This is a genomic window from Aeromonas sp. CU5, assembly GCF_002586745.1.
In the GTDB taxonomy this organism is placed as follows: domain Bacteria; phylum Pseudomonadota; class Gammaproteobacteria; order Enterobacterales; family Aeromonadaceae; genus Aeromonas; species Aeromonas sobria.
In genome coordinates this window covers 4,342,778-4,369,199 of sequence record NZ_CP023817.1, presented here as the reverse complement: position 1 = coordinate 4,369,199, position 26,422 = coordinate 4,342,778, and the positions used below count along the sequence as shown (strand labels likewise).

Sequence of the window (26,422 nt, the reverse complement as noted above, 5' to 3'; positions counted from 1 at the left end):
ACTTCCTCTCGTTTCTGGCGGTGCGCTGCCTTTCGATCAGCGCACCGCATGCAATTTCATTGGCCGACGTGGCGACTCAGTGGCCCGGACTGTCCAGACTGCGGTTGACCCAGATCAGCGGCAACAGCCCCACCAGCACGATAACGATAGCCCCGAGCGCACCGCGCTCCAGCATCTCGTCCGAGACGAACTGGTAGACGTGGGTCGCCAGGGTATCGAAGTTGAACGGCCGCAGCAGCAGGGCGGCGGGCAGCTCCTTCATGGATTCGATGAATACCAGCATGGCGCCGGCAAACAGACCACGGCGCACCAGCGGCAGATGGACCCGACGCAGCATGGCGCCATCCCCTTGCCCCAGGGAGCGGGCCGCCATGTCGAGACTGGGGGAGATCTTGCCCATGCTGCTCTCCACCGAGCCGATGGCGATGGCCACAAAGCGCACCAGATAACCGAACACGATGGCGGTAATGGTGCCGGTCAGCAGCAGGCCCGGTCCCTGCCGCCCCAGCCACTCGGCCAGATCGTTGATGGCAAAATCGAGAGCGGTGAGTGGCACCAGCACCCCGATGGCCAGCACGGTGCCCGGCATGGCATAACCCATGGCGGCGATGCGCAGGGGCAGCAGGCTCTTGATCCCGCCATCGAGGCGGCGGAAGAAGCCGAGCAGCAGGGCGATGCCCATCGCCAGCAGGGCGGTCAGCGCCGAGATGAGCAGGCTGTTACCCGCAAAGCGGACAAACTCCGGCGTCCATGACAACTCGAAGTAACGCACCCCGTAATCGAGCAGGATGATGAACGGCAGAGCGAAACCGGCCAGCACCAGCCCCCAGCACCAGAGACCGGCCAGCCAGCGGCTAATCCCCCTGAGCGGATAGCGCAGCGGCTGCTCATGGCCCATGGACTTCTGGAACACCTGCTGCCGACTGCGCGAGCGGCGCTCCAGCGCGATCAGCAGCACCACCGCCAGCAGCATCAGGCAGGAGAGCTTGGCTGCGGTGGCCAGACTGCCGTAGCCGAGCCAGGTGTCGTAGACCGCCGTGGTCAGGGTGTTGATGGCAAAGAAGTGAACGGTGGCGAAGTCGGCCAACGTCTCCATGGCCACCAGCGATACCGCCACCATGATGGCGGGGCGTGCCAGCGGCAAACTGAGGCGGCGAAAGCTCTGCCACGGGGTACAGCCGAGCAGGCGGCTGGAGTGAATGAGGCTGACCGACTGCTCCAGAAAGGAGGCGCGGGCCAGCAGATAAACATAGGGGAACAACACCAGCGCCAGCACCCAGGCGGCGCCGCCAAGGGAGCGAATGGCCGGAAACCAGTAATCGGCCGGACTGTTCCAGCCAAAGAGCGCTCGCAACCCGGCCTGTAGCGGGCCCGAGTAGTCGAGCAGATCGGTATAGACGTAGGCAACGATATAGGAGGGCATCGCCATCGGCAGCATCAAGGCCCACTGCAGGGCCCGCCGCCCCGGCACCTGACACATGGCCACCAGCCAGGCGGTAGGCACACCAAACAGCAGGCTGAGCAATACCACGCCGACCACCAGCCCCAGGGTATTGGCCAGATAGTCGAGCAGCACGGTATCGGCAAGGTGGCGAAAGAGATCTCCCTCAGCCGAGAAGGCAGAGAAAACAAGGGCAATCACCGGTAAACCCAGCAGCAGGGCGGTGGCCCAGCTGCCGGTAATCCATCCAAAATTTTTCATGAGACCACAGAGGTTGATGGGGCCGTTGGCCCCATCTGATTACAAGTCGAACTTCACTTCATCCAGCAACTGCAAGGCGTCCTTGCGGTGCTTGGCGTAATCGCTGACCGGTAGTGCGTCAGACTTGAAACTGCCCCAGGACTTGACCATGGCGGAAGGCTCGACTCCGGCCTTGACCGGATATTCGGCGTTCACGTCCGCATACATGTGCTGGGCGGTATCGCCAGACAGAAACTCCATCAGTTTCTGGGCGGCGTCTTTGTTCTTGGCATACTTGGTCATGGCCACGCCGCTCACGTTGACGTGGGCACCGCGGTCAGCCTGGTTCGGGAAGTTGATATAGACCGCATCGGCCCAGGACTTCTGCGCCGGATCTTTCAACATGGCGCCCAGATAGTAGCTGTTGCCGAGCGATACATCACAGATGCCATCCTTGATCGCCTTGACCTGATCCCGGTCGTTGCCCTGCGGCTTGCGCGCCAAGTTGGCCTTGACCCCTTCCAGCCAGGTTTTGGTCTCGGCCATGCCGTGATGGACAATCATCGAGGAGACCAGCGCCACATTGTACTCATGCTTGCCGCTGCGAGTGCAGATTTTCCCTTTGAATTCCGGCTTGGCCAGATCTTCGTAGCTGATAGTCTCCAGCTTGCCGAGACGATCCTTGCTCGAATAGATGGCGCGCACCCGGGTGGTCAGGGCGAACCAGCGGTTCTCCGGATCACGATAGATAGCAGGGATGTTCTCCTGCAGGATCTTGCTGTCTACCGGCTGCACCAGCCCCTTGTCCACCAGATCGGTCAGGCGGCTGATATCGACGGTCAGCATCAGGTCGGCCGGAGAGAGCTTGCCTTCCCGCTCCAGACGCTCGTTCAACCCCTCTTTGGCAAACACCACGTTCACCTTGATGCCAGATTCCTTCTCGAACTGCTGGATGATGGGCTTGATCAGCTCATCCTGCCGGTTGGAGTAGACATTCACTTCCCCGGCCGCCAATGCCGATTGAGCCGCCAACGCAGAGAAAGCCAGTGCCAACATCTTCATTTTCATCATCCATTCCTTGATTTGCCATACAGAGTGATAACGATTTCCGTTTGCATTCTGCATACATCTTATTAGCGGATCAAGAACGCTCGCCATCGCCACATCACATATTTAATCTCCCCTAAATGAAAAGGGCCGGATGGAATCCCATCTGGCCGCTTCTAACCAAAACATTATGTAAATCAGGCTTCAATAAGCTCTCACCCCATCGAATTCCCTAAGGTCGAGAGGTCAGCAGATCTGTACGTCACGGCTGCGGTTCATCACAGCGCCTCGTCGTCACTCTCGCCGGTGCGGATGCGCACCGCTTGCAGCAAGTCGTAGACAAAAATCTTGCCGTCGCCGATCTTGCCGGTATAGGCCGCCTTGCAGATCGCCTCAATCACCCCTTCCACGTTATCATCAGCGGTGGCAATCTCCAGCTTCACCTTGGGCAGGAAGTCGACCTGATACTCGGCTCCCCGGTATAATTCGGTGTGTCCCTTCTGGCGGCCAAATCCCTTAACCTCGGACACGGTCAGCCCTTCCACCCCCAGGTTGGCAATAGCCTCGCGGACATCGTCCAACTTGAACGGTTTGATAATCGCACTAATCAGCTTCATCTGGTTGCTCCCAATCCATGGTGTGTCATGAATCGGGTTTCAATTCTTATGCCAAGTATTTTTATTGTTTTATTTCATATAGATAGAGTTTAATACCGGCGCCATTCGCCAGGCACATCCCCATAACCGGCCAGCACGCCCCATAATGAGGCACCATGCTGCAGCGGTCAGCGGGTATGCACCAAACAAGAGCAAAACAGCATGTTAGTTATCTCCAACAGCATCACCCTGCCCTGGCATGAGTTGCAATTCCAGACCATGCGGGCACAGGGCAACGGCGGACAGCACGTCAACAAGACCGACTCCGCCGTCTGGTTGCGCTTCGATTACCGCAACTCTCCCAGCCTGACGCCCCTCTACAAGGAGGGTCTCGACAAGCTGAGCGACAGCCGGGTACACGATGGCTTTATCATGATCCGGGTCGAAAGCCATCGCAGCCAGGACATGAACCGCAAGGAGGCGATGAGCCGTCTGGTGGAGTTGCTGAAGAAAGCAGCCTGGCGCCCCAAAGCCCGCCATGCCACCAAGCCGACCCGCAGCTCCAAGCGCAAACGGGTCGATGCCAAAAAGCGCAAGGGGGATATCAAATCCGCCCGCGGCAAACCGGTTCTGGACTGAGCCGCCCCAGCCCACAAAGGATGTCAGCCGATGAGATACAGTTTTTGCGACAACGCCCGCGGCCCGCTGCTGGTCGCCATCGATCAGGATGGCCTGCGCCACGTGGAGTTCATGCACGGGGAGCGGCCCGTCATGCCGCACGCTGACTGGCAACTGGATGACAAGGCGCTGGCCCCCTATCTCGCCCAATTTAACGCCTATTTCGCCGGAAAGTTGCAGCAGTTCGACCTGCCCATGGCAGCGAAGGGCACCCCGTTCCAACAAACGGTGTGGCGCGCCCTGTGTGATATCCCCTATGGCGAGACCGTCAGCTATCTCGAGATTGCCCAGGCTATCGGCAATCCCAAAGCGGTGCGGGCGGTGGGCGCTGCCAATGGCCGCAATCCGCTCAGCATCATTGTGCCCTGCCATCGGGTGATCGGACGCAGCGGCGATCTGACCGGCTATGCAGGCGGTATTCCCATCAAGCGCTGGTTGCTGGCACTGGAACAGGCGGGCACAGCATTCAGGCTGACCCCGTGACACAGGTAGTCTTCCGGCGGAAGTGATGGCCAATGTCGCCACAAAACTGAAGGGTTTTCAGCTAGAGGACACGCCTTGCTGACAAGATGAACAGAAAATGAAGAATTGCCTCAGAACTACTTCAGATTGCAACGGGCATAGTGACCCTATGCTTGAATGTGACAGCTTATCCGCTTATTCAAGTAGCACCCATGTGACGCTTCCAATCTGTCTTTTTCCCCGCGCCTCCTCTGAGGCGCTTTTTTTGTGCCAACACAACAGGCCAACCCTCTGACTGAGTGACCTGAGCACCACACGCTCCGCACCAACGCAAAAACAAAGAGGCAAAGGATCATCCTTCGCCTCTGTTGTTATCAGGAGTAGCTACTCACTCTGGGGCAAAAACTGCAGTTCTGGCGTAGAGGAGGTCAGCACATCTGCGCAGTAATCCCAGGTGGATATCCGGTAGTGCTGCAGATCTTCATCCAGATGCAGGCCGTCAGACTCCTGATGGAACCAGCTGGCAAAGCGGGAGGGGGTGATAAGCTGGATCTGCTCTTCAATAGAGTGACTCTCCTTTCCCTCGGTCAAGTCGCAATCCTCGACCACCCGCAAAGCGTAGATATGACGAAAATGCACCCGACAAAGAATTTGGGGAGGCAGATCTATGCTGCGCGCCCGGCCCAGCATGATGGTCAGGGAGTCGCTCCAGAGATCCTGATGCAGCTCAGCAACGACCAGTCCGGGGGGGAGCTGGCGGGACGGAGCCCAAGGTACGGCAACCTGCCGAATGGCATTTTTCTGTTCCATAACTCACCTCACAACAACTCACTCCCTGTCTTGAGTCTATCTGAAACACATTGTCCCGGCGAAGACAATCAATGAGCAGTAAAAGCGGGCAATAAAAAAGCCGACGTATCAAACGTCGGCGAATAAAAAGTGCTTACAACAGAGGATTCATATATTCAGACCCGCGAGTCGGAAGATTGGTTCCCTCTTTTTGTAATTAATTTTCGGCGCGTTTAAACATCAGGGTATTGGCGTCCGACTCTTCCGGCACGAAGTAGTAACCCTCCGCGTTGAAAGTGGTCAACTGCTCCACTTCAGTCAGCCGCTGCTTGATGATGTGGCGGGCCATCATGCCGCGCGCCTTCTTGGCGTAGAAGCTGATGATCTTGAACTGGCCGTTCTTCTCATCCTTGAACACCGGCGTGACAATCCGCCCTTTCAGGCTCTTGGGCCGTACCGACTTGAAATACTCGTCGGATGCCAGATTGATCACTACCTCATCCCCCTGGGCGGCCAGCGCGTCGTTGAGGTGGTGAGTGATCACCCCCCCCCAGAACTGGTAGAGATCCTTGCCGCGGCGATTGTCGAGCCGGGTCCCCATTTCCAACCGGTAGGGCATCATCAGATCGAGGGGGCGCAGCACGCCGTAGAGACCGGAGAGCATCCGCAGGTGTGACTGGGCGAAGTCAAAATCGGCCGCGCTGAAATCCTCTACCGCCAATCCGGTGTAGACATCCCCCTTGAAGGCCAGTAGCGCCTGACGGGCGTTGGCCGGCGTGAAGTCTGGCTGCCACTGCGCAAACCGGGCAGCATTAAGACCTGCCAGCTTGTCGCTGATCTTCATCAGACTGGCGATCTGATCCGGGCTCAGTTGGCGGGCCCGGCTAATCAGCTCGGCGGAGTGATCAAGCAATTCAGGTTGGGTGAAACGGGGGGTCACCAGCGGTGACTCGTAATCCAGCGTCTTGGCCGGGGAAACCACAATCAGCATAACGTTCCTTTATGGCGAGGGGCCGAACTACAGCACGGCCCCATGATTCATTCATCCAGCGTTACATTATCCAGCATGCCGGTACCGAGAGTATCCTGACCGGAGAGTTTGATTTGCAAGCGCAAATCATTGGCCGAATCGGCATGGGCGAGGGCCTCACTGTAGCCAATCTGGCCAGCACAGAACAGCTTGAACAACGCCTGATCGAAAGTCTGCATGCCCAACTCAGAGGATTTGGTCATCACCTCCTTGAGCCTGTGTATCTCACCCTTGCGGATGATATCGGTGATCAGCGGGGTATTGAGCAGCACCTCGAAGGCCGCAAAACGCCGCTTGCCATCCATGCTGGGCACCAGCTGCTGGGCAACGATGGCCTTGAGATTGAAGGAGAGATCGAACAGGAACTGACGGTGTTTGTCTTGCGGCACCAGATGGAGAATGCGATCCAGCGCCTGATTGGCGTTGTTGGCATGCAAGGTGGCGAGACAGAGGTGGCCCGTCTCGGCAAACTGCAGGGCAAACTCCATGGTCTCCTGACTTCGGATCTCGCCGATCAGGATCACGTCCGGTGCCTGACGCAGCGAGCTTTTCAGCGCCACATCGAATGACTCGGTATCGATCCCCACCTCTCGCTGGGTCACCAAACAACGGCCATGCTGATGGACGAACTCCACCGGATCTTCCACCGTCAGAATGTGGCCATCGGCATGCTTGTTGCGATAGCCAATCATTGCCGCCTGGGTGGTGGATTTACCTGCCCCGGTAGCCCCGACAAACAGCACCAATCCCCGCTTGGCCATCGCGACCTCTTGCAAGATATTGGGCAGTTGCAGGTCTTCAAAGGTGGGGATGCGGGTTTCGATGCGGCGCACCACCATGCCGGGCTGCTCCTGCTGCCAGAAGGCGCTGACCCGAAAGCGGCCAAGGGCCTCGCGATAAATCGCGTAGTTGGCCTCCTTGGTACGGATATAGCGCTCGAAGTGATCGCTGCTCAAGGTATCCCTGACCAGCGTCAGTGCCCCCTTCTTGTCTAGCGCCTCCCCCCCCAGCGATACAAGATGACCGTTCACCTTGAGGGTGGGCGGTGAACCCACCGTCACAAACAGATCCGATCCCTTTCGCTCGACCAGCTGGCTCAGCAGATCATCCAGATTCATTATTTCTCCCTCCCTGGGTTTGGCATCCTTAAATACTGTTGGGATCAACCGCCTTGACCTTGGCATCGAGGGATGCCACCACACCGCGGCTAACCAGCTGTTTCAGGCTTTGATCCATGGTCTGCATGCCGTGGGTCATCCCGGTCTGGATCACCGAGTAGAGCTGGGCGATCTTGTCTTCCCGAATGAGGTTACGCACCGCGGGAATGCCCATCATGATCTCGTGGGCCGCCACCCGACCACCGCCAATGCGCTTGAGCAGGGTCTGGGAGATAACCGCCCGCAGGGATTCGGAGAGCATGGAACGCACCATGTCTTTCTCCGCACCGGGGAAGACGTCGATGATACGGTCGATGGTCTTAGCCGCCGACGAGGTGTGCAGGGTGCCAAACACCAGATGGCCGGTTTCGGCGGCAGTCATGGCGAGGCGAATGGTCTCGAGGTCACGCATCTCGCCCACCAGAATGATGTCCGGGTCTTCCCGCAGAGCCGAGCGCAGGGCGTTGCTGAAGCTCTTGGTATCCCGGTGCACTTCCCGCTGGTTCACCAGACAGCGCTTGTTCTCGTGAACGAATTCGATGGGGTCTTCGATGGTGAGAATGTGGTGGTGGAAGTTCTCATTGATGTAGTTGACCATGGCCGCCAAGGTGGTCGACTTACCAGAACCGGTCGGGCCGGTCACCAGCACCAGACCTCGGGGAAATTCCGAAATTTTGCGAAAGATCTCCGGCGCATCGAGATCTTCGAGGCTCAGTACCGTGCTGGGGATGGTCCGAAATACTGCGCCTGATCCGCGGGATTGCTGAAAGGCGTTAACCCGGAAACGGGCCAAATTCGGCACCTCAAACGAGAAATCGACTTCGAAGTTCTCTTCCAGCTCCTTGCGCTGGTGATCGTTCATGATGTCATAAATGAGGCTATGTACTTCTCGATGTTCGAGGGCGGGCAAATTGATCTTGCGCACCTCACCATCAACCCTGATCATCGGGGGAACACCGGCCGAGAGGTGTAGATCCGAGGCTTTATGCTTTACACTGAAAGCCAATAACTCTGTGATATCCATAGACTTGTCATTCTCCCATCACAAGATCACTAACGAAATATGAACCAGATTGCCCAGCACCTGTTTCAGGTAAAGGAACGTATTGCCCAAGCCGCTGCGCGGGCAAACCGCAACCTGCAGCAGATCAGCCTGCTTGCCGTCAGCAAGACCAAGCCTGCCGAGGCGGTCATGGCTGCCCATGCCGCAGGTCAGCGCTGTTTTGGCGAATCCTACGCCCAGGAAGCGGCGACCAAGATCGATGCCTTGCGCCAGCAGCCGGAATATTGCGACATAGAGTGGCACTTTATCGGCCCTTTGCAATCGAACAAGTCCAAACTGGTCGCCGAACGGTTTGACTGGGTGCAGAGCGTGGATCGGGACAAGCTGATCGACCGCCTCAACAACCAGCGCCCGGCCAGCATGGCACCGCTAAATATCTGTCTGCAAATCAATATTAGCGGAGAGAGCAGTAAATCCGGAACGTCGGAGCAAGAGATTTTCCGTCTCGCCGAACTGGTTTCTCACAGCGAGCGGCTGGTATTGCGAGGCGTGATGGCTATTCCCGAGCACACCAGCGATGAAAATGTATTGGCCACCCAAATGGCCCGTATGCAGACTCTGTTCACCGAGCTTGCGCGACAATACCCCACGGTTGATACCCTCTCGATGGGCATGACCGAAGATCTTGAGCTGGCCATCGCCCATGGCAGCACCATGGTGCGGGTCGGCACCGCCATCTTCGGCGCCCGTGACTACTCATAAGCAGGGCTGGCGGATAACAAATACATCCGCCCCTTGCAGCGACTTCATCAACAGGAGCGTTTGATGGAACACCGAATTCTGGCGTCAGGTTGTGCAGGCAGCACCAACCCCGTCGCGACCGCATGTGCAACAGGAGCATCTGATGCAGCATAGAACTCTGGCCTTTATCGGCGCGGGCAACATGAGCCGCAGCATCATTGCCGGACTGGTCAAAGCGGGCTACCCCGCCGGGCAGATCACCGCCGCCAACCCAAGCATGCCCAAGCTGCAGGCGCTCGCCAGCGACTACGGCATTCGCATCACCCAGTCCAATATCGAGGCGGCCCGCAATGCCGAGGTGATCGTGCTGGCGGTCAAACCGCAGCTGATGGCCGGCATGCTGGCAGCGCTGGTTGCCGAGCTGGGTTCCCTTGAAGGCAAGCTGCTGATCTCCATCGCAGCCGGTATCAAGGTGGCGCGCCTTGGCGAGATGGCCGGCGGCCACCACCGCATCATCCGCACCATGCCCAATACCCCGGCCCTGCTGGGTCTGGGAATGACCGGCCTCTATGCGCCCGAGCATATTGCCGCCAGCGATCGCGACTTTGCCGAGCAGATGATGCAGGCGGTCGGCAAAACCCTCTGGGTGGAGCAGGAGTCTGGTATCAACGGCGTCATCGCCGCTGCGGGCAGTGCCCCAGCCTACTTATTCCTCTTTATGCAGGCCATCGCCGAAGAGGCAGAGGCGATGGGCTTCTCACCCGAGCAGGCACGCCTGCTGGTGCAACAAACCGCGCTGGGTGCCGCCGCCATGGTGGAGCAAAACCCAAATATATCGCTGCAGACCCTGCGTGAGCAGGTCACCAGCAAGGGTGGCACCACCTTTGAGGCGATCAACACCTTCCAGCAGCAGGGGCTGATGCCGCTGACTGCCCACGCCATGCAGGCTGCCGTTGCTCGCGCCGCCGAAATGGAAACACTCTTCTAACAGGAGCCCAGATGAACACTGCTTACTTTCTGATTAACACCGTTTTTGATCTCTACCTGATGGTGGTGCTGTTGCGCGCCTGGTTGCAGTGGGCTCGCGCCGACTTCTACAACCCGATGAGCCAGATGGTGGTCAAGTTGACTAATCCGCTGGTGATCCCGCTGCGCCGTGTTATCCCGGGCTTTGGCGGCATCGATCTCGCCTCCGTGGTGCTGGCGCTGCTGATCGCATTTGCCAAGCTGGCGCTGCTCAAAAGCATGAACGTACTGCTGGCCGACTGGCTCAACATCAGCCTGTTCGCCGCCCTCACCGTGCTGAAGAAAGCGGGCTCGATGATCTTCTGGGTACTGCTGATCCGCGCCATCCTGAGCTGGGTCAGCCAGGGTCGCAACCCCATCGAATACGTGATGCATCAGCTGACCGAGCCATTCCTTGCCCCTATCCGCCGCATCCTGCCGGCACTGGGCGGGTTGGATCTCTCGGTGCTGGTCGCCTTTATCGGCCTGCAAGCCATCAACTACCTGCTGGGCGACCTGTTCGGCCAGCTGTGGTGGATGATTTGATGCCAGCCGTCCTGCAACAAGGGGATGAACTGGTACTGCATCTGGTGATCCAGCCCAAAGCGAGTCGGGATCAGATCATCGGATTGCATGGCGAAGAGCTGAAAGTGGCCATCACGGCGCCGCCCGTCGATGGCCAGGCCAACAGCCATCTGATCAAGTTTCTGGCCAAGCAGTTCAAGGTGGCCAAGGGGCAGGTCACCATAGTGCGGGGCGAACTGGGGCGGCACAAAACCGTCGCCATCGACAGCCCCAAACAGTGGCCGCCAGAAGTGAGTGCACTGCTGAATGACCCGCAAGGCTGAATGAGTCGGCCTGTGCCAACCGTAGATATGAGAGGGATGACAGATGAAAACAGTCTGGATGAGTGGCTTACTGGCACTGCTGATGACCCTGCCACTCAAGGCAGAACAGATGAAGGCGCTGGGGCCCTGGCAAGTCCACTACAACGCCTTCAACTCCAGCTTCCTCACCCCCGAGGTTGCCAAGGCGTATGGACTGGAGCGCAGCCGCTACAACGCCATCATCAATATCGCGGTACAGGACAAGCAGAAAGTGGCGCAAGCCGTGGGGATCACCGGTGAGGCCAAGAACCTGACCGGCACCATCCGTACCCTGAGCTTTCAGGAGGTAAAAGAGGGCGATGCCATCTACTATCTGGCAACCCTCCCCTACCGCAACGAAGATACCTATCAGTTCACCCTGAAGATCATGGGCGGCGGGCAGCAACAGAACCTCACCTTCCAGCAGACCTTCTACGTCGACTGAGTTCAATCAGCAACAAACAACAAGGGCGCCATCAGGGCGCCCTTGTTGCATTCAGTCCGTGCCGCAGTCCGTTACAGGGCGAGGAACAGACCGGCCAGACAGGCGCTCATCAGGTTCGCCAGCACGCCGGAGAGAATGGCGCGCATGCCGTAACGGGCGATGAAGGATTTGCGCTCCGGCACCATGGAACCCAGACCGCCGATCAGGATCGCCATGGAGGAGATGTTGGCAAAGCCGCACAGGGCAAAGGTCACGATGGCCTTGCTCGACTCGCTCAGGGTCTGATCCTGCACCAGACCAATGAAGGCGACGAACTCGTTGACCACGATCTTGGTACCGATCAGCGCGCCAGCGGCCTGCGCCTGATCCCAGGGCACACCGATCAGCCAGGAGACGGGGGCAAACAGCCAACCAAGAATGATCTGGAAGCTCAGATCCAGCCCCACCAGACCGCCAGCCCAGCCAAGCAGGCCGTTGAGCATGGCGATCACGCCGACGAAGGCCAGCAGGGTCGCACCGACCGCCACCGCGATATTGAGGCCGGACATGGCACCATCGGCCGCCGCTTCGATCACGTTGGTGGCACGGGGGATCACCACATCCTGATGGTGATCGACCTCGCCTGCGCTCGGCGGCACCAGGATCTTGGCCATCGCCAGACCGGCAGGGGCCGACATGAAGGCGGCGGCGATCAGGTATTTCAGTTCAACCCCGAGGCTGGCGTAGCCCACCAGAGTACCACCGGCGACAGAGGCGAGGCCGCAGCTCATCACCGCAAAGAACTGCGAGTCAGACATTTTGGAGAGGTAGGGTTTGACCACCAGCGGCGCTTCCACCATGCCGACGAAGATGTTGGCGGTGGCGGAGAGACTCTCTGCTCGGCCGGTACCCAGCAGCTTCTGCAAGCCACCACCCAGCAGGGCGATCACCCGCGGCATGATGCCGATGTGGTAGAGGATGGCGATCACCGCAGAGAAGAAGATGATGACCGGCAATACGTTGAAGGCAAAGATGAAGCCCAGTTTGAACTTGGCCAGATCACCGAACAGGAAGGCGATCCCCTCCTGACCATAACCGATCACGCTGCTGACGCTTTCGCTGACCCCGTTCAGCACGTGCTGACCGGCAGGCAACCAGAGCACCAGACCGGCAAAGATGACTTGCAGGCAGAGGGCGAGGCCAACTGTTCGCAGCGGGATACGACGACGATTATCAGAACAGATCACGGCAAGCGCCAGGATACTCAGGATGCCGAGCAGGGCAATCATAGGGACTCCATCAGGTGGGGCAAAAGATGGGCGCGGATTCTGCGCCTCTCACCCCATCACTGCAAGTCCGCTTGGTTACAGGCTTGTTGGAAAAAACGTTTGCACGATATCGGTTGCGCCAACTGGCTGATTTGGCTCAATTTTAGTTTCATGCGAAAGCCAGAGTTTTTATATGGAAACGATTATTCCTCCGTGCCGGACAATTTACCCCCGAGCCAGGGTGCCAACCGCTGTTCCCAATAGGGTTCAACGCCAAAGCGGGCCTTGAGGAAATCGATGAAGAGACGGATCTTGGGATCCAGGTGTTCGCGGCGGGCATAAACGGCATGCAGCGCCATCTGCTGGTTCGGCCGCCACCCGGGCAGCAACGGGATCAGCTTGCCGCTCTGCAGCTCCTTGTCCAGCAGGTAGTTGGCGATATAGGCGATGCCGAGCCCGGCCAGCGCCGCATCGCGCACCGCTTCCGCCATATCCACCCGATAGTTGCCCGCCACCTGCACCGTCTGGCGCTCCTTGCCCTGGCGAAACGACCACTGGTGATAGCGGCGTTCGCGGCTCTGGTAGGTGATGCAGTTGTGCTGGGCCAGATCCTTGGGATGGAGCGGGGTGCCATGACTCAGCAGGTAATCCGGCGAGGCCGCCACCACGAAGCCGATGTCGGCCAGCCGTTGGCCTACCAGCCCTTCGGGCTTGTCCTCATAGGTGGTGAGCCAGAGATCCAGCCCCTCATCCACCAGATTGGTTCTGTGGTCGAACAGCGAGACCTCCAGCTCCAGCTCGGGATAGCAGTCCTGAAACCCCTTGAGGTGAGGCAGAACGTGGAGGCGGCCGAATGATTGACCCACCCCAAGATGGAGCACGCCGCTCACCTTGCCGCGCCGCTCGGCGATCATGGAGTCCGCCTCGTGCGCCACCGCCACCAATGCATGACAGTGACGGGCATACTCCTGACCCAGCTCGGTCAGGACGAAGCGGCGAGTGGTGCGCTGCACCAGCTGAGCACCGAGGGTGGTCTCCAGCAGTGCCAGCTGCTTGCTGATATGGGATTTGGAGACCCCGAGACGACGGGCGGCGGCAGAGATCCCCTGCTCGCGCACCAGCGCATCGAAGATCACCATTTGAGGGAGACGTTGCAGCACAAGATAACCAGATTGAGTGGCGGGAGCCCATTATTCCAGAGCCGCCCGCCAAGGGGTAGGGGTAGGGTCAGAGCCCCAGCGCCCGGGTGATCTGCAGTTTGAGGGGATCGTCAGCCGGATTCTGGTTGGCGCCGTAACTGGCGATCAGCTTGCCATCGCGCCCCACCAGATACTTGTGGAAGTTCCAGTTCGGCTCATCCCCGTCTGCGGCCGCAGCCAGCCCCTTGAACAGCGGCACCGCATCGGAGCCACTCACCGCCACCCGATTGAACATCGGGAAAGTGACCCCGTAGTCGCGACGGCACACCTCGGCGGTCTTGGTCTCGTTGCCCGCCTCCTGCCAGAAGTCGTTGGAGGGGAAGCCCAGAATAATCAGCCCTTTATCCTTGTAGCTCTGGTAGAGCTTCTCCAGATCGCGGAACTGACCGCTGTAGCCGCAATAGGAGGCGGTATTGACCACCAGTACCACCTTGCCCTCGGTCAGCTGACAGAGGTTGTGGCGCTGGGCATTGTTGAGCTCCCGCATCTCCACATTGAAGTAATCGGGGCACGCCGCAGAGGCCGCACCAGCCCCCAATAACAGCAACAGAGTGAACCATTTCATCGCCAAGACTCCTTTTGTTTTGTCCATCATACGCGGTTACCAGAGCCGCAGTTCACTCTCAATGCAGGGGAATGCCGGTCAGCCAGCCGTGGCCCCAGAAAACCAGTAATGCGGTAGCCACCAAGCCAGCCCCGACGCTGATGCCGGTGCCGGTCCAGTTAGCCGCCGGACGGGGATATCGCTGCCAGTCCCGCACCGAAATCCAGACGATGCTCACCAGCGCCCACAAGCCGATGCCGCCAAACAGCACCAGAGAGCGCGCCTCGCTATTGACCAGCAGATGGGCCACCGCCCACAGCAGGGTGCCAAGCAGTTGGGGATGCACCAACCAACGGCGCAGATAGTTGGGCCCCTGACCGGAGAAGAAGAGGATCAGCGCAAAGGGCATCATCACCGTCATGGTCATCGGCCCCCACTGGGGCAAGAAGTAGAGCGGCAACGAACTGGCACTGCGCCAGCCGGCGATGATGCAGGCGATGGCGACAAACACCAGCAGGGAGAAGAGCCCCTTGTAGCGATTCTCACCCAGCCGCTCGCGCACCCGCGCCCGATGGGCCACGGCAAAACAGGGGTAGAGATGGATCAGGGTAAACAGCGCAACCCCCAGAGTCAGCAGGAACATGAGTCTCTCCTTGTACTTGGTACGACCACTATGCCGCAAAGGGAGAGGTGCGCCTATAGAAAGCAGTGGCACGACGGCAAGCCAGCAGAGGGAGGAAGATAAAAAAGCCGACCTCGATGGGTCGGCGAAAAGTGCTAAGGGCAACCGGATTTCTCATCAAATGAGAATGGCCCCTCACGGGCCAAGGGATGGCCGCCGCCCGAATATCGGGCGGCAACCAAATCAGATCAACGGGGCAGCCGATAGAGCGCGGCCACGTTGCGCGCGGTCAGCTCGATATTGGTGCTGGCGGTGGCCAGTGCTTCCGGCAGGGACATGGCGCGGTTGACCACAGCGAATACCGCATCCAGCCCATGCTCGTGTACCACACCGCAGTCGTCGGTTAGACAACCGGAGATACCGATCACCGGCTTACCGAACTGCTTGGCGCAACGTGCGACACCGATTGGCGTCTTGCCGTGAATGGTCTGGCTGTCGATACGACCTTCACCGGTGATGACCAGATCCGCATCGGCCACTTCATCGGCCAACTTCAAGGCTTCAATCACGATCTGGATGCCGGGCTTGAGCTCGGCGCCAAGCAGGCCAACCAGCGCGGCCCCCATGCCACCAGCAGCGCCCGCCCCCGGAATATCCTCCACCTGCTTGCCGAGCGCCCGCTCGATGCAGTCGGCATAACGGGAAAGGTAGCCATCGAGCTGCGCCACCATCTCGGGGGTCGCGCCCTTCTGCGGGCCAAACACCGCGGAGGCCCCTTTCGGGCCGCACAGCGGGTTGTTCACATCGCACGCCACCTCGATAACCAGATCGCTCAGACGCGGATCCAGACCGCTCAGATCGATGGTCGCCAGCTCGGCCAGACCGGCACCGCCCAACGCGATGGCAGAGCCATCGGCTTTGAGCAACTTGCCGCCCAGCGCCTGGATCATGCCGGCACCGCCGTCATTGGTGGCGCTGCCGCCGATACCGAGGATCAGATGCTTCACCCCCATCTCCAGCGCAGCCAGGATCAGCTCGCCAGTGCCGAAGCTGGAGGTGAGCAGCGGATTGCGCTGCTCCGGCGCGACCAGATGAATGCCGGAGGCGGCCGCCATCTCGATGACGGCGCGCTCGCCATCTCCCAGCAGGCCGACGAAGCCCTGTACCTTGTTGCCAAGGGGCGCAGTCACTTCAACTGGCAGAATGTGACCACCAGTGGCATCCACCAAGGATTGCACCGTGCCTTCGCCGCCATCGGCCATCGGCAATTTTACGTAGGTGGCGTTTGGCAACACCTGCTTGAAACCGGCCTCGATGGCATCAGCCACCGCCATGGCGCTCAGACTCTCCTTGAATGAATCGGGGGCAATAACAATTTTCATATCAATTCCTTAGGCGAGGCCAAACACGCCAAACATCAGGGTGGAGACAGTTGCAATGGTCAGACCGACCGCAGTTTCGTAAGGGATGAGCTTGAGGCGCTCACCCACGCCCATGTGGACACTGCCACCGGTAGCGTGGAAGAAAGAGCCGTGGGGCATGTGGTCAAACACGGTGGCACCGGCATGGATCATCGCCGCCCCCGCCAGACTGCTGATCCCCAGTTCAATCAGGGTGGAGCTGAATACGTTGGAGGCCACCACGGTACCGGCTGTGGTCGAGGCGGTCGCCAGTGACATCATGGCACCGGAGATGGGCGCCAGCAGGTAGGAGGGCAGACCGGAGGCGGTCAGACCGCTGATCAGTACATCTTTCAAGCCGGAGTTGGCGATGATGCCAGCCAGGGTGCCGGTACCCAGCAGCATGATGGCGACCGGCGCCATGCGAGCAAGACCCGCGACCGCAAACTGGTTCACCTTGCTGAACTTGCCCATCATCAGGGCACCGACCAGACCGCCGAGGGGCAGTGCAATCAGCGGGTCCACCACGATACCGGCGACCGGACGCAGGGCCAGCAGCAGGATGGCGACCAGCGGCGCACTGATGGCAGCGGCAAAGCCCGGCAACTTGGCACCGTCAAAGCTCACCACCTCGTCGGCGGCAACCTTGCTGCCCTTGTTGTTAAGACGCTTGGCCAGCCAGTAGGCCATCACCAGACCGAATAGACCCGGGATGATGCCCGCCGCCATCACCGAGGTGAGGGGCAGATGGAAGGCGTCAGCCGCCGCGATGGCGTTGGGATTGGGGGACATGACGTTGCCCGCCTTGCCGCCGCCGATCATCGCCAGCAGGATGGCCGCCTTGGAGAGGTCGGCACGGCGGGCGATGGCCAGCGCAATGGGGGCGACCGTGATGACGGCCACGTCCACGAACACGCCGACTGCAGTCAGGATCAGGGTCGCCAGCGCCAGCGCCAACAGGGCACGGGTTTCACCCAGCTTCTTGACGATGGTCTCGGCGATGGTGGTGGCGGCACCCGATTCGATCAGTACGCCAGCCAACACACCGGCCGCCAGGATCCGCATCACCGCCGTGGTGATCCCTTGGGCGCCACCGATCATCAGGGCGACGGTCTGGGTCAGATCGGCGCCGCCAATCAGGCCACCGGCCAGGGCACCCACGATCATGCCGTAAGCCGGCGGAACCTTCTTCAGAATAAGGAAGATGGCGATGGAGAGCGCAGCGATGGCGCCAAGCGCGGTAACTGGGATCATGACGGGCACCTTGGATAGATAGAGTGCTCGCCATTATGAGGATGCCAAGAGATAAATCTTTAGACGAAACGACAAATAAAAGGCAGTGAAAAGCAGATTAGTTGTAAAAACTCACAATCACATGCTCAGATTAAGCCCCAGATAAAGCTGAAATTTGTCGTCTAACTTGTTGAAATTCAACCCGGTTATCTGCTCGATCCGGCCCAGCCGATAACGCAGGGTATTGGGGTGGATAAACAGCGCCTCGGCACAGCGATGCAGATCACAATCCTGCAAGAAATAGTGGCGCAGGGTCTTCTGCAAAGCGCCTTTGGAGTCCTCCCTGGCAAGCCTCAGCAAGGGGGTACGCAACTGATCCGCCTGCCAGGAGTCCATCAGACTCCCCAGCAGCACCGGCAAGCGGTAATCCTCGAAGAAGTAGACCTGCTTGCGCGGCGCCTGCCGCATGCCACGGCGCAAGGTATCCCGCGCCGTCTGGTAAGAGCGCGTCAACCCGTCGATACCGGCGAAGTAATCGCCCACCGCGATATGCACCTTGAAGTGGGGAATCCGCGCCAACAGCTGTTTGATCCGGTTACGTTCCTGATCCGATTGCCAGACGCCATCGCTCAATTGCGCCGGTTTGAGCACCACTATCTCGTCGAGACCATGGATAGCCACTAAATTGTCCCGCTCCGGGTTTTCCAGCTGATGAACCAGCTCTCTTAACCGGGCGGGATCCGCCTCCTCCAGCGCCAGCACGGCCACCACCCGAGGCTGGGCCAGATCCAGCCCGAGAAAACGGGCCGCCTGTTGCAGCTGATCGACTCGCCCCTCGCCACGGATAAGCTGCAGCACCAGCTCCTCCTTGTGGCGCTTGTCCCACTGCAGCTGTTCGGTGAGTGCCGCCTGCTCCAGGATCAGTTCTGCCGTCATTCGCACCAACTCGGCGTAAGCGCGAACTTCCTCCGGATCGCCGGAGATGCCGATCACCCCGAGCAGTTCCCCCTGATAGGAGATGGGCAGATTGATACCGGGTCGCACTCCCTTGAGCTGCAGGGCGGTCGCTTCGCTGATCTCCACCACCCGGTTCTCGGTCAATGCCAGTACGGCCCCTTCGTGGCGCTGATGGATCCGCTCCAGATTACCAGAAGCGATAATGAGGCCACTCTCGTCCATCACGTTGACCGAGAACGACAGGATCTTCATCGCCCGACTGACTATCTGATGGGCAAGGCTCTCATTTAGCTGCATAACATCTCCGGACAATAGGCGGTTTGGACGGTGCTGCCTGGCACCAACCCGCAGCAGATGGGCGCAAAGATGCCACATCATCAAGACAAGCGAGAGGGGGATCGCTAGAATAGGCCACTTTACCCGATGTGTGCCCCGCCATGGAGCAGGAATTGCGTGCTTGCACCCGCCTGTCCGTGATGGCCCATCCCTCCGATATGGACTGCGCTATGGATTATGAGTTTCGCCGCGACCCGTTTGGTGGCTATCGCGCCCGGTTCTCCATGGGCCATGAAGCCATCGGTCAGTGGCTGATCGACGAAGTTGGCAAGGATGAAGAGAAGCTCGACGAGCTATTCTCCATCATTGACCAGCTATCCAACCGCACCCGGGTCGAATACCGGCTCAATGGTGGTGATTACTCCCTGCTACTGACCCATGAAGAGGCGGAGGTGAAAGCCAACGCCCTCAATATCGAGCTGGATGAGGATCTTGACGATCTCGCCTACTACGATGATGAACAGCTGGCCATGTGCGGGCTGGAAGATTTTGCCCAGGTGCTCGGCTCCTGGCGCGCCTTTATCCGTAACGAGGATATGGGCTGATTAACCCAATGTCGGGCAAACTTGCCCTTTTGCCTAACCCAACAGGATTGACTATGTCTATTTACGATTTTGATGACGAACTGCCAGAAGACGAAGAACAGGAATCTACCCAGAAAGCGGCCGTGCCTGCCAAGAAGAAAGGCAAGCAAGTGATGAACACTCAGGTTAACTTGAGCCCGCGCGATGCCAGCCGTTTGAATGGTATCCATATTGAAGCGATCGCCACGCTGGACGACGTCAGCCTGCCGAAGAACGTCATCTTCAAAGCAGGCCTGATCGCCCTGGGCGAGCTGAAAGCCGACAAACGTGCCGATATCATCGCCCGCGTGATCGCTGAATCCGGTCGCTAATCCCCCGGGAAAACGGACTGGCCAGCGTATCGCCCATTGCGGCGATACGAAACGCCGAAAAAATCAAAGCCGGAGCCACTGCTCCGGCTTTGTTGTATCTGTCATCCCCTTCAGTACTTACTGTTGCTCACAGCGAAGCAAGCGGGGCTGCGCCCTGGGCACCAGCTTGTCGTAATAACCGCTGGCACGAGCCGCTGCCAGTGCTTCGTTGAACCGCTCGATCAGCTCGATCCCGCCCGGTACCTGACGCGAAACCAGCAAATAGAAGGTATCACTCTGGCGAAAATAGGGTAACGACTGCAGATGATGGGGATCGCCGAAGACCGCCATGCTGGCGTCTGCCGTGACGGCATCGTTCATCGGCATCAGGTCAACCCGCTTGAGTTCGAGCATGCGCAAGCACTGCGCCAGCGTTTTGGGGCGAATTAGCTGCAAAGAGAAACTGGCGATCACCTCATCCGCGTGGCTGGTACTCCAGCCGGCGGGAATACAAACCCGCAGCCCCTGCCACTTGCCATCAAGCACAGCCTCGCTGCCTCGATAGGTAAACCAGGAGAGGTGATCAATATGGATGGGGGCACTGTAGTAGAAGAGTTTTGCCCGTGCCCGCGTCCAGGCGTAGGGGTAGGTGGCGGATGCCAGGCCATTGCGAGTCAGCTCATAGCCCCGGTTCCAGGGCAGGTAGTCCACCTTCAGATCCTGATAACCCGCCTCACGCAGCAGGGTCGTCACCAGCCGGGTACTCTGACCGCCATCCGCCAGCGCAGCACCGGTATAGGGTGAAAAATCCCCGGTCACCAGCGACAACGGAGCACCGGACACCCATCCACACCAACAACAGAACAACCACCCATAGCGCTTCATCACCACCCCCTTCTTACTCTGTTACTGAGTATAGGAGAGCGGCTTGGAAAACCCGGTCGAGTTGCCTTGCGGACGATGCCCCTGCTAAGGTGCAGCCCTTTCACTACAGAGGTGTTTCGATGTTACCCCTACCCGATACCCTGATCTGGGGCGCACTGGCGCTGGCCACCCTGCTCTGTCTGGCACGACAACGCCTGCCCGGTTTCCTGCTGCTGGCGGTAGCCCTGCTACTGGCGCTCTGGCTGGATCGCATCACCACTGCGGCCCTGTCGGTGTCGCTGGCAGCCTTGTTGCTGGCATGGCGTCTGCCGTCACTGTCAGGCCATCGCCGTACCCTGGCATGGAGCGTGTTGTTGGCATGGGCAGTGGCACTGACCCTGCACCTGGTTCCCGGTTTCAGCAATCTCAAGGTGCTGGATCAGGCGCTGGCGGGCCCCGCCAGCGTGCCGTTCAACATGTACCTGAACCTCGACAAACCGCTGCTCTTCTTCGGCTTGCTGCTGGCCTGCCCGACCCTGCTCGGCAAGGGAGGTGCCATCCGTTGGCGGCCGCTGGCCCTGTTGCTGCTGCCGCTGGGAGCCCTGCTGGTGATCGCCTGGCAGTTGGGGGCATTGCGACCGGAAGTGGGACTGCCCCACTGGTGGTGGCTGTTCGCCCTGAACAACCTGCTGTTCACCTGTGTGGCGGAAGAGGCGCTGTTTCGTGGCGCGATCCAGCAGGCGCTGGCGGAACGCTACCGCCCCTGGATGGCCATAGTCGTGGCCGCCATGCTGTTCGGCGCCATCCACCTGCCCGGCGGCCCACTGCTGGCGCTGTTTGCGACCCTGGCAGGCTGCTGCTATGGCCTGGCATTCCAGCTCAGCGGGCGGCTCTCGGTGGCAATCCTTATCCACTTCGCCTTCAACTTCGCCCATCTGGCGCTCTTTACCTACCCGCTGGCACGTACCTGACCCTCAGCCGCGTGGCGTCTTGCCTTTGAACGCCTTGACGCTGCGCTTGGCCTGAGTACGACGATTGGCCTGCTTGTCACGGGCCGGGCGCTTTCCCTCGCCGCTGGCGGGCTGGTCGGTCACCGGGAATCCGGCCAGATCGCCCAGCGGCAGCTCACGGCCGGTCAAGGTCCGAATAGCCGTCAGAATCTCGCTCTCGCCATGGCAAACCAGCGAGATAGCCAGCCCTTCGCGGCCAGCCCGGGCGGTACGGCCAATACGGTGCACATAGACGGGGGCGCTGGCGGGCAAGTCCAGATTGATCACCACCGGCAGCGCCTCCACATGGATGCCGCGCGCCATCAAGTCGGTAGCCACCAGCACCCGCACCCGACCCTCCTTGAAATCGGCGAGCGCCTGCTCGCGCACTGCCTGTTCTTTCTCGCCATGAAGGGACGCTACCGCAATGCCGGCTTTAGCCAGCTTCTTAGCCACCCCATCGGCGTCATCCCGCGCACTGATAAAAACCAGCACCTGCGGCCACTCTTGCTCCTTGAGCAAACTGATCAGCGCCGGTACCTTGCTGCTCTTGTTGACCAAAAAGAGCAGCTCTTCAATCTCGTTCACCACGCTGTTGAGCGGATTGGCCTCGATGCGGATGGGCTCGCGCAACAGGCCGTTGGCCAGCGTCTCCAGTTCGACAGGCAAAGTGGCCGAGAAGAGCAGGGTCTGGCGATCCGCCGGAATAAAGCCGAGCAGCGCCTTGATATCGGGTGCAAAGCCCATCTCCAGCAGGCGATCCGCCTCATCCAGCACCAGCAGTTGCAGACCATCCAAGCCCAGCAGTTGCTGAGTCAGCAGATCCCGCAGCCGCCCCGGCGTTGCCACCAGCAGCTGTGGCCCGTGCGCCAGCTCGGCCTGTTGCCGCTCCTGCGCAACGCCCCCACACAGCGTCACTATGCGCAGCCCAAGCGCCTCGGCCCCCTCTTTTAGCGCGGCAGTGACCTGAATCGCCAACTCGCGGGTCGGCACCAGAATCAACCCCTGAACCTGGCTGGAGGCAGGATCCAGCCGTTGCAGCAGCGGTAAACCAAACGCCAGGGTCTTGCCGCTGCCGGTCTGGGCCAGTGCCAGCAGATCCTGCCCCGCCAGTGCCGCCGGAATGGCCAACTGCTGGATGCGGGTCGGGCTGTGCAAGGTGGCTGGCAAAGAGGCCAGCAGAGCGGGATGGAGGGCAAGTTCACTAAAGGTCATGGCGCTACGTCAACAAAGAAGTGGGAGGCGAAGTCTAGCCAGCCAGCCTCCATAAGTAAAAGGGCGTGGCCCGGCATTCGCTAAAAGAGGCACCGGCGAAGTAACGGAAAAATGGCATCAGAAATGAAAACGGCCAGCACCTGTCATCAGACAGGGCTGGCCGCCGGCAATCACAGCAGGAAAAAATTACAGCGCAGCGAGAGCCGCGGCGTAGTCCGGCTCGTCGGCCACTTCGGCGACCAGCTCGCTGTGCAGTACCTTGTTATCACCATCCAGCACCACGATGGCGCGAGCGGTCAGCCCCACCAGCGGGCCGGAAGAGAAAGCAACACCGTAATCTTCCATGAAGACAGCGCCACGCAGGGTGGAGAGGGTCACCACCTTGTCCAGACCTTCAGCGCCGCAGAAGCGGGACTGGGCGAACGGCAGATCGGCGGAGATGCACAGCACTACTGTGTTCTCCAGCGCGCTGGCCTGCTCGTTGAACTTGCGAACAGAGGTGGCGCAAGTCGGGGTATCGACGCTCGGGAAGATGTTCAGGATTTTACGCTGACCGGCAAAGCTTGCCAGGGTCAGGTCGGAGAGATCCTTGGCTACCAGCGAGAAGGGCTTGGCTTGCTCACCGGCTACCGGGAAGTGACCAGCGACGGAGACCGGGTTGCCTTGCAGAGTGACTGAGTTGCTCATGTTTTATGTCCTTTTTTATTGGTGTAGTAAAAATCAGGCCTCCAGTATAAGCGTGCCCAGCGCTTACAAACACCCGCCAACCTCAGGGATATACGTGGTAAACGCCCGCTCTCCAGTCGAAACGTCAACACCATAAAAGGGTGTTGACCTTGGATATAACACCAAGGTTTAGACTCCCTCTCAGTAATCAAGGATCTCGCAGGGGCGGGATCCATCAAGAGGGACTCATCATGAGCAAATCCTGCTGCTCCACCCAGCATGCCGCCGCCCCCATCAAGGCCGTCAGCAAGGCGGTAACCGGCCAGAGTGAACATCACCACGATAGCCACTGCTGCGACAACGCAGCCCCCGTCAGTGGCTGCTCAGCCACGACGTCTCATGAGCACTCATCCCGTGACGTCAATGAATCTCCCGGGGATGAAGAGCCACCCCGAGGGAATTGTCACGATCAGCCGTGCTGCAGTGCGTCCATATCGCCAGCCCATGAACATGAACATGAACATCAGCACGATATGCCACCTGCCGATCCGCTGGTTACGCCTGCGCAAGGCAACAGCCGCCATAGCTGGCAGGTGATGGGAATGGATTGCCCCAGCTGTGCCCGCAAGATCGAGACCGCCGTCAGCCGGGTAAGCGGTGTGCAGCAGGCGCGCGTGCTGTTTGCCACCGAGAAGCTGGTGGTAGATCTGGCCCCCGGCCTCTCCCCCGATCCCGTCACCGCCGCCGTGCTGGCCGCCGGTTTCCAGCTCAAAGGGGAAAGCGCTGGCAAGCAGGCCGCTGGCCGCGAGCAAGCTTCACAGCCGACCCTGTTGGGCAATCTGTTTGGTAAGGTGCTCGGCAACTTTTTCGGCAAATACTGGCAACCCCTGTCACTGGCGGGTCTGATGCTGGTCGCCGCCCTGCTGCCGAGCGAGTTTGGCCAGCCGCTGTTTACCCTGGCGACCCTGTGGGGGCTGTGGCCCATCTCCCGCAAAGCGTGGGCGCTGACCAAAAGCGGCTCCCCTTTCGCCATCGAAACCCTGATGACGGTGGCAGCGCTTGGCGCCCTGTTCCTCGGTGAAACCGCCGAAGCGGCCATGGTGCTGCTGCTGTTTATGCTGGGTGAACATCTGGAGGCCTACGCCGCCGGACGCGCTCGAGCCGGAGTGACCGCCCTGATGGCGCTGGTGCCTGACAAGGCGCTGCGGATCCGTACCACTGCTGAAGGCGAGGTGCGGGAAGAGGTCGCCGCCGATCAGCTGCGTCCCGGCGATATTATCGAAATCGCCCCGGGTGCCCGCTTGCCTGCCGACGCCCGCCTGCTCGATGCACTTGGCGCGTTTGACGAGAGCGCCCTGACCGGTGAATCCATTCCGGTGGAGCATCGTCAGGGTGACAAGGTGCCGGCCGGTAGTCTGGCGGCCGATCGGGTGCTGCGTCTTGAGGTGGTCTCCGAGCCCGGCAACAACGCCATCGACCGCATCCTGCACCTCATCGAGGAAGCTGAGAGCCAGCGCGCCCCCATCGAGCGCTTTATCGACCGCTTCAGCCGCTGGTACACCCCGGCCATGATGCTGATCGCCCTGCTGGTCGTCATCATCCCGCCGCTCGCCTTCGGCCAGAGCTGGGACGAGTGGATCTATCGCGGACTGGCGCTGCTGCTGATCGGCTGCCCCTGCGCGCTGGTTATCTCCACCCCGGCAGCGGTTACCTCGGCGCTGGCCGCGGCAACCCGTCAGGGGGCGCTGATCAAGGGCGGTGCCGCGCTGGAGCGACTGGCCCATATCGATACCGTCGCCTTTGACAAGACCGGCACCCTGACTTTGGGCAAGCCGCAGCTGACCGAGCTGGTCAGCCTCAATGGCCAGCCGGAGGCCGAGCTGCTGGCACTGGCGGCTGCCATTGAGCAGGGTTCACACCACCCGCTGGCCCGCGCCGTGGTGGCCGCAGCAAACGAACAGAGACTGACACTGGTAGAAGCCCGCGACCTGCGCGCCCTGCCGGGCATGGGAGTTGAGGGGCGCATCAACGGCGAGCTGTTGCAACTGCTGGCACCGAGCCGGGTGGCGACCCTGAATGCGGAACAGCTGACCCGGGTTGGTACGCTGGAGCAGCAGGGCAAGACCGTCGTGGTGCTCTGCCAGAGCAGCGGCGACAAGGCGCTGCCGGTCGCCCTGCTGGCGCTGCGGGATCAGATCCGGCCGGAGGCGGCGGCTGCGCTGCAAGAACTCAACCGGCTCGGGCTCCAGAGCATCATGCTGACCGGGGACAACCCCCGCGCCGCCGAGGCGATCGCCACCGAGCTGGGCATGGGCTGGCGCGCCAGTCTGCTGCCGGAGAACAAGGTAGAAGAGATCGCCAAGCTGGCCAGCACCCGGAAAGTCGCGATGATTGGGGATGGTATCAACGATGCCCCGGCCATGAAGCGGGCCAGTATCGGCATCGCCATGGGGGGCGGCACCGACGTAGCGCTGGAGACCGCCGATGCGGCGCTGACCCACAACCAGCTCGGCGGCATCGCCGCGATGATCCGGTTGTCGCGGGCGGCACTGGCCAATATTCACCAGAATATTGCGCTGGCGCTGGGGCTGAAGGCCATCTTTCTGGTCACCAGTCTGCTCGGCATCACCGGCCTGTGGATTGCGGTGCTGGCCGATACCGGCGCCACCGCGCTGGTCACCGCCAACGCCCTGCGACTGCTGCGCAAGCGCTGATCCCGCACAACCAGAAACAGTGAAACGACCACTGCCGCCCCCAACCGGGGCGGCTTTTTTGC

General features: G+C 60.2%; 28 protein-coding genes. 11 read left to right on the top strand and 17 right to left on the bottom strand.

Features of this window, described 5'->3' with window-relative positions; genetic code table 11:
* Positions 1 to 76: 76 nt before the first annotated feature.
* The 3 genes from CK911_RS19790 to glnK all read right to left on the bottom strand — a co-directional run bounded on the left by CK911_RS19790 (position 77) and on the right by glnK (position 3,345).
* Positions 77 to 1,702 carry an iron ABC transporter permease gene (locus tag CK911_RS19790; RefSeq protein WP_098972126.1) on the bottom strand — a complete coding sequence of 542 codons (1,626 nt, stop codon included), beginning with the start codon at positions 1,700 to 1,702 and terminating at the stop codon, positions 77 to 79.
* 39 nt (positions 1,703 to 1,741) lie between these two features.
* Positions 1,742 to 2,749 carry a Fe(3+) ABC transporter substrate-binding protein gene (locus CK911_RS19785; protein WP_098972124.1) on the bottom strand — a complete coding sequence of 336 codons (1,008 nt, stop codon included), beginning with the start codon at positions 2,747 to 2,749 and terminating at the stop codon, positions 1,742 to 1,744.
* A gap of 257 nt (positions 2,750 to 3,006) precedes the next feature.
* Complete coding sequence (glnK, locus tag CK911_RS19780) at positions 3,007 to 3,345, bottom strand: P-II family nitrogen regulator (protein WP_005341406.1); 339 nt, start codon at positions 3,343 to 3,345, stop codon at positions 3,007 to 3,009.
* 201 nt (positions 3,346 to 3,546) lie between these two features.
* Between glnK and arfB the strand changes: the two genes are divergently transcribed.
* Together arfB and CK911_RS19770 are read left to right on the top strand one after the other, a co-directional pair.
* Positions 3,547 to 3,963: an alternative ribosome rescue aminoacyl-tRNA hydrolase ArfB gene (gene arfB / locus CK911_RS19775; RefSeq protein ID WP_098972122.1), complete on the top strand. Its 417-nt coding sequence runs from the start codon at positions 3,547 to 3,549 to the stop codon at positions 3,961 to 3,963.
* A 30-nt stretch (positions 3,964 to 3,993) separates the two neighbouring features.
* A complete protein-coding gene (locus CK911_RS19770; RefSeq protein WP_098972120.1) occupies positions 3,994 to 4,485 on the top strand; it encodes a methylated-DNA--[protein]-cysteine S-methyltransferase in 492 nt (163 codons plus the stop codon).
* Positions 4,486 to 4,848: 363 nt separating this feature from the next.
* Here the strand turns inward: CK911_RS19770 and CK911_RS19765 are convergent, their stop codons facing one another.
* From CK911_RS19765 to tapT, 4 genes are all read right to left on the bottom strand, one after another.
* Positions 4,849 to 5,274, bottom strand: coding sequence for a hypothetical protein (locus tag CK911_RS19765; protein ID WP_042024223.1), 426 nt, complete (start codon positions 5,272 to 5,274; stop codon positions 4,849 to 4,851).
* Between the two features lie 196 nt (positions 5,275 to 5,470).
* Positions 5,471 to 6,244 carry a peroxide stress protein YaaA gene (gene yaaA, locus CK911_RS19760; RefSeq protein ID WP_098972118.1) on the bottom strand — a complete coding sequence of 258 codons (774 nt, stop codon included), beginning with the start codon at positions 6,242 to 6,244 and terminating at the stop codon, positions 5,471 to 5,473.
* Between the two features lie 47 nt (positions 6,245 to 6,291).
* A complete protein-coding gene (gene tapU / locus CK911_RS19755; protein WP_098972116.1) occupies positions 6,292 to 7,401 on the bottom strand; it encodes a type IVa pilus ATPase TapU in 1,110 nt (369 codons plus the stop codon).
* A 28-nt stretch (positions 7,402 to 7,429) separates the two neighbouring features.
* Complete coding sequence (gene tapT, locus CK911_RS19750) at positions 7,430 to 8,464, bottom strand: type IVa pilus ATPase TapT (protein ID WP_042024218.1); 1,035 nt, start codon at positions 8,462 to 8,464, stop codon at positions 7,430 to 7,432.
* Between the two features lie 39 nt (positions 8,465 to 8,503).
* Here tapT and CK911_RS19745 point away from each other — a divergent pair, with 39 nt between their 5' ends.
* The 5 genes from CK911_RS19745 to CK911_RS19725 all read left to right on the top strand — a co-directional run bounded on the left by CK911_RS19745 (position 8,504) and on the right by CK911_RS19725 (position 11,500).
* Positions 8,504 to 9,205 carry a YggS family pyridoxal phosphate-dependent enzyme gene (locus CK911_RS19745; RefSeq protein WP_098972113.1) on the top strand — a complete coding sequence of 234 codons (702 nt, stop codon included), beginning with the start codon at positions 8,504 to 8,506 and terminating at the stop codon, positions 9,203 to 9,205.
* Positions 9,206 to 9,347: 142 nt separating this feature from the next.
* A complete protein-coding gene (gene proC, locus CK911_RS19740; protein ID WP_098972111.1) occupies positions 9,348 to 10,172 on the top strand; it encodes a pyrroline-5-carboxylate reductase in 825 nt (274 codons plus the stop codon).
* 11 nt (positions 10,173 to 10,183) lie between these two features.
* Complete coding sequence (locus CK911_RS19735; RefSeq protein WP_068977360.1) at positions 10,184 to 10,735, top strand: YggT family protein; 552 nt, start codon at positions 10,184 to 10,186, stop codon at positions 10,733 to 10,735.
* Complete coding sequence (gene yggU / locus CK911_RS19730) at positions 10,735 to 11,037, top strand: DUF167 family protein YggU (protein WP_098972109.1); 303 nt, start codon at positions 10,735 to 10,737, stop codon at positions 11,035 to 11,037. The genes CK911_RS19735 and yggU overlap by 1 nt, the downstream gene beginning before the upstream one ends.
* 43 nt (positions 11,038 to 11,080) lie before the next feature.
* Positions 11,081 to 11,500, top strand: coding sequence for a DUF4426 domain-containing protein (locus CK911_RS19725; protein ID WP_098972107.1), 420 nt, complete (start codon positions 11,081 to 11,083; stop codon positions 11,498 to 11,500).
* A 71-nt stretch (positions 11,501 to 11,571) separates the two neighbouring features.
* On the opposite strand, the gene CK911_RS19720 is transcribed toward CK911_RS19725, so the two are convergent.
* From CK911_RS19720 to CK911_RS19690, 7 genes are all read right to left on the bottom strand, one after another.
* Positions 11,572 to 12,768 carry a NupC/NupG family nucleoside CNT transporter gene (locus CK911_RS19720; protein WP_098972105.1) on the bottom strand — a complete coding sequence of 399 codons (1,197 nt, stop codon included), beginning with the start codon at positions 12,766 to 12,768 and terminating at the stop codon, positions 11,572 to 11,574.
* Positions 12,769 to 12,950: 182 nt separating this feature from the next.
* Positions 12,951 to 13,886: a LysR family transcriptional regulator gene (locus tag CK911_RS19715; RefSeq protein ID WP_172954115.1), complete on the bottom strand. Its 936-nt coding sequence runs from the start codon at positions 13,884 to 13,886 to the stop codon at positions 12,951 to 12,953.
* 88 nt (positions 13,887 to 13,974) lie between these two features.
* Positions 13,975 to 14,511, bottom strand: coding sequence for a glutathione peroxidase (locus tag CK911_RS19710; RefSeq protein ID WP_042024200.1), 537 nt, complete (start codon positions 14,509 to 14,511; stop codon positions 13,975 to 13,977).
* 58 nt (positions 14,512 to 14,569) lie between these two features.
* Positions 14,570 to 15,133 (bottom strand): NnrU family protein, encoded by a 564-nt coding sequence (locus tag CK911_RS19705; protein ID WP_098972101.1) that lies wholly within the window; start codon positions 15,131 to 15,133, stop codon positions 14,570 to 14,572.
* A 227-nt stretch (positions 15,134 to 15,360) separates the two neighbouring features.
* Entirely contained in the window at positions 15,361 to 16,494 is a 1,134-nt protein-coding gene (locus CK911_RS19700) for a glycerate kinase (RefSeq protein WP_098972099.1), read from the bottom strand.
* 9 nt (positions 16,495 to 16,503) lie between these two features.
* Positions 16,504 to 17,766 (bottom strand): GntP family permease, encoded by a 1,263-nt coding sequence (locus CK911_RS19695; RefSeq protein WP_042024193.1) that lies wholly within the window; start codon positions 17,764 to 17,766, stop codon positions 16,504 to 16,506.
* 117 nt (positions 17,767 to 17,883) lie between these two features.
* Positions 17,884 to 18,999, bottom strand: coding sequence for a sugar diacid recognition domain-containing protein (locus CK911_RS19690; RefSeq protein WP_098972097.1), 1,116 nt, complete (start codon positions 18,997 to 18,999; stop codon positions 17,884 to 17,886).
* Between the two features lie 209 nt (positions 19,000 to 19,208).
* Here CK911_RS19690 and CK911_RS19685 point away from each other — a divergent pair, with 209 nt between their 5' ends.
* Together CK911_RS19685 and CK911_RS19680 are read left to right on the top strand one after the other, a co-directional pair.
* Positions 19,209 to 19,583, top strand: coding sequence for a YacL family protein (locus CK911_RS19685; RefSeq protein ID WP_042024453.1), 375 nt, complete (start codon positions 19,209 to 19,211; stop codon positions 19,581 to 19,583).
* Between the two features lie 53 nt (positions 19,584 to 19,636).
* Positions 19,637 to 19,933 (top strand): hypothetical protein, encoded by a 297-nt coding sequence (locus CK911_RS19680; RefSeq protein ID WP_042024188.1) that lies wholly within the window; start codon positions 19,637 to 19,639, stop codon positions 19,931 to 19,933.
* Between the two features lie 117 nt (positions 19,934 to 20,050).
* Here the strand turns inward: CK911_RS19680 and CK911_RS19675 are convergent, their stop codons facing one another.
* The gene (locus CK911_RS19675) at positions 20,051 to 20,755 is read right to left on the bottom strand and encodes an ABC transporter substrate-binding protein (protein ID WP_253860350.1); all 705 of its coding nucleotides are present in this window, start codon (positions 20,753 to 20,755) and stop codon (positions 20,051 to 20,053) included.
* A 161-nt stretch (positions 20,756 to 20,916) separates the two neighbouring features.
* On the opposite strand from CK911_RS19675, the gene CK911_RS19670 reads away from it, so the two are divergent.
* On the top strand, positions 20,917 to 21,747 hold the full coding sequence (locus CK911_RS19670; protein WP_098972093.1) for a CPBP family intramembrane glutamic endopeptidase: 831 nt from the start codon (positions 20,917 to 20,919) through the stop codon (positions 21,745 to 21,747).
* Between the two features lie 3 nt (positions 21,748 to 21,750).
* Here the strand turns inward: CK911_RS19670 and CK911_RS19665 are convergent, their stop codons facing one another.
* Positions 21,751 to 22,980: a DEAD/DEAH box helicase gene (locus CK911_RS19665; RefSeq protein WP_098972090.1), complete on the bottom strand. Its 1,230-nt coding sequence runs from the start codon at positions 22,978 to 22,980 to the stop codon at positions 21,751 to 21,753.
* A gap of 186 nt (positions 22,981 to 23,166) precedes the next feature.
* Positions 23,167 to 23,667 (bottom strand): thiol peroxidase, encoded by a 501-nt coding sequence (gene tpx / locus CK911_RS19660; protein WP_098972088.1) that lies wholly within the window; start codon positions 23,665 to 23,667, stop codon positions 23,167 to 23,169.
* 230 nt (positions 23,668 to 23,897) lie between these two features.
* Here tpx and CK911_RS19655 point away from each other — a divergent pair, with 230 nt between their 5' ends.
* Positions 23,898 to 26,360, top strand: a complete 2,463-nt coding sequence (locus tag CK911_RS19655) for a zinc/cadmium/mercury/lead-transporting ATPase (RefSeq protein ID WP_098972086.1) — start codon at positions 23,898 to 23,900, stop codon at positions 26,358 to 26,360.
* Positions 26,361 to 26,422: the final 62 nt, after the last annotated feature.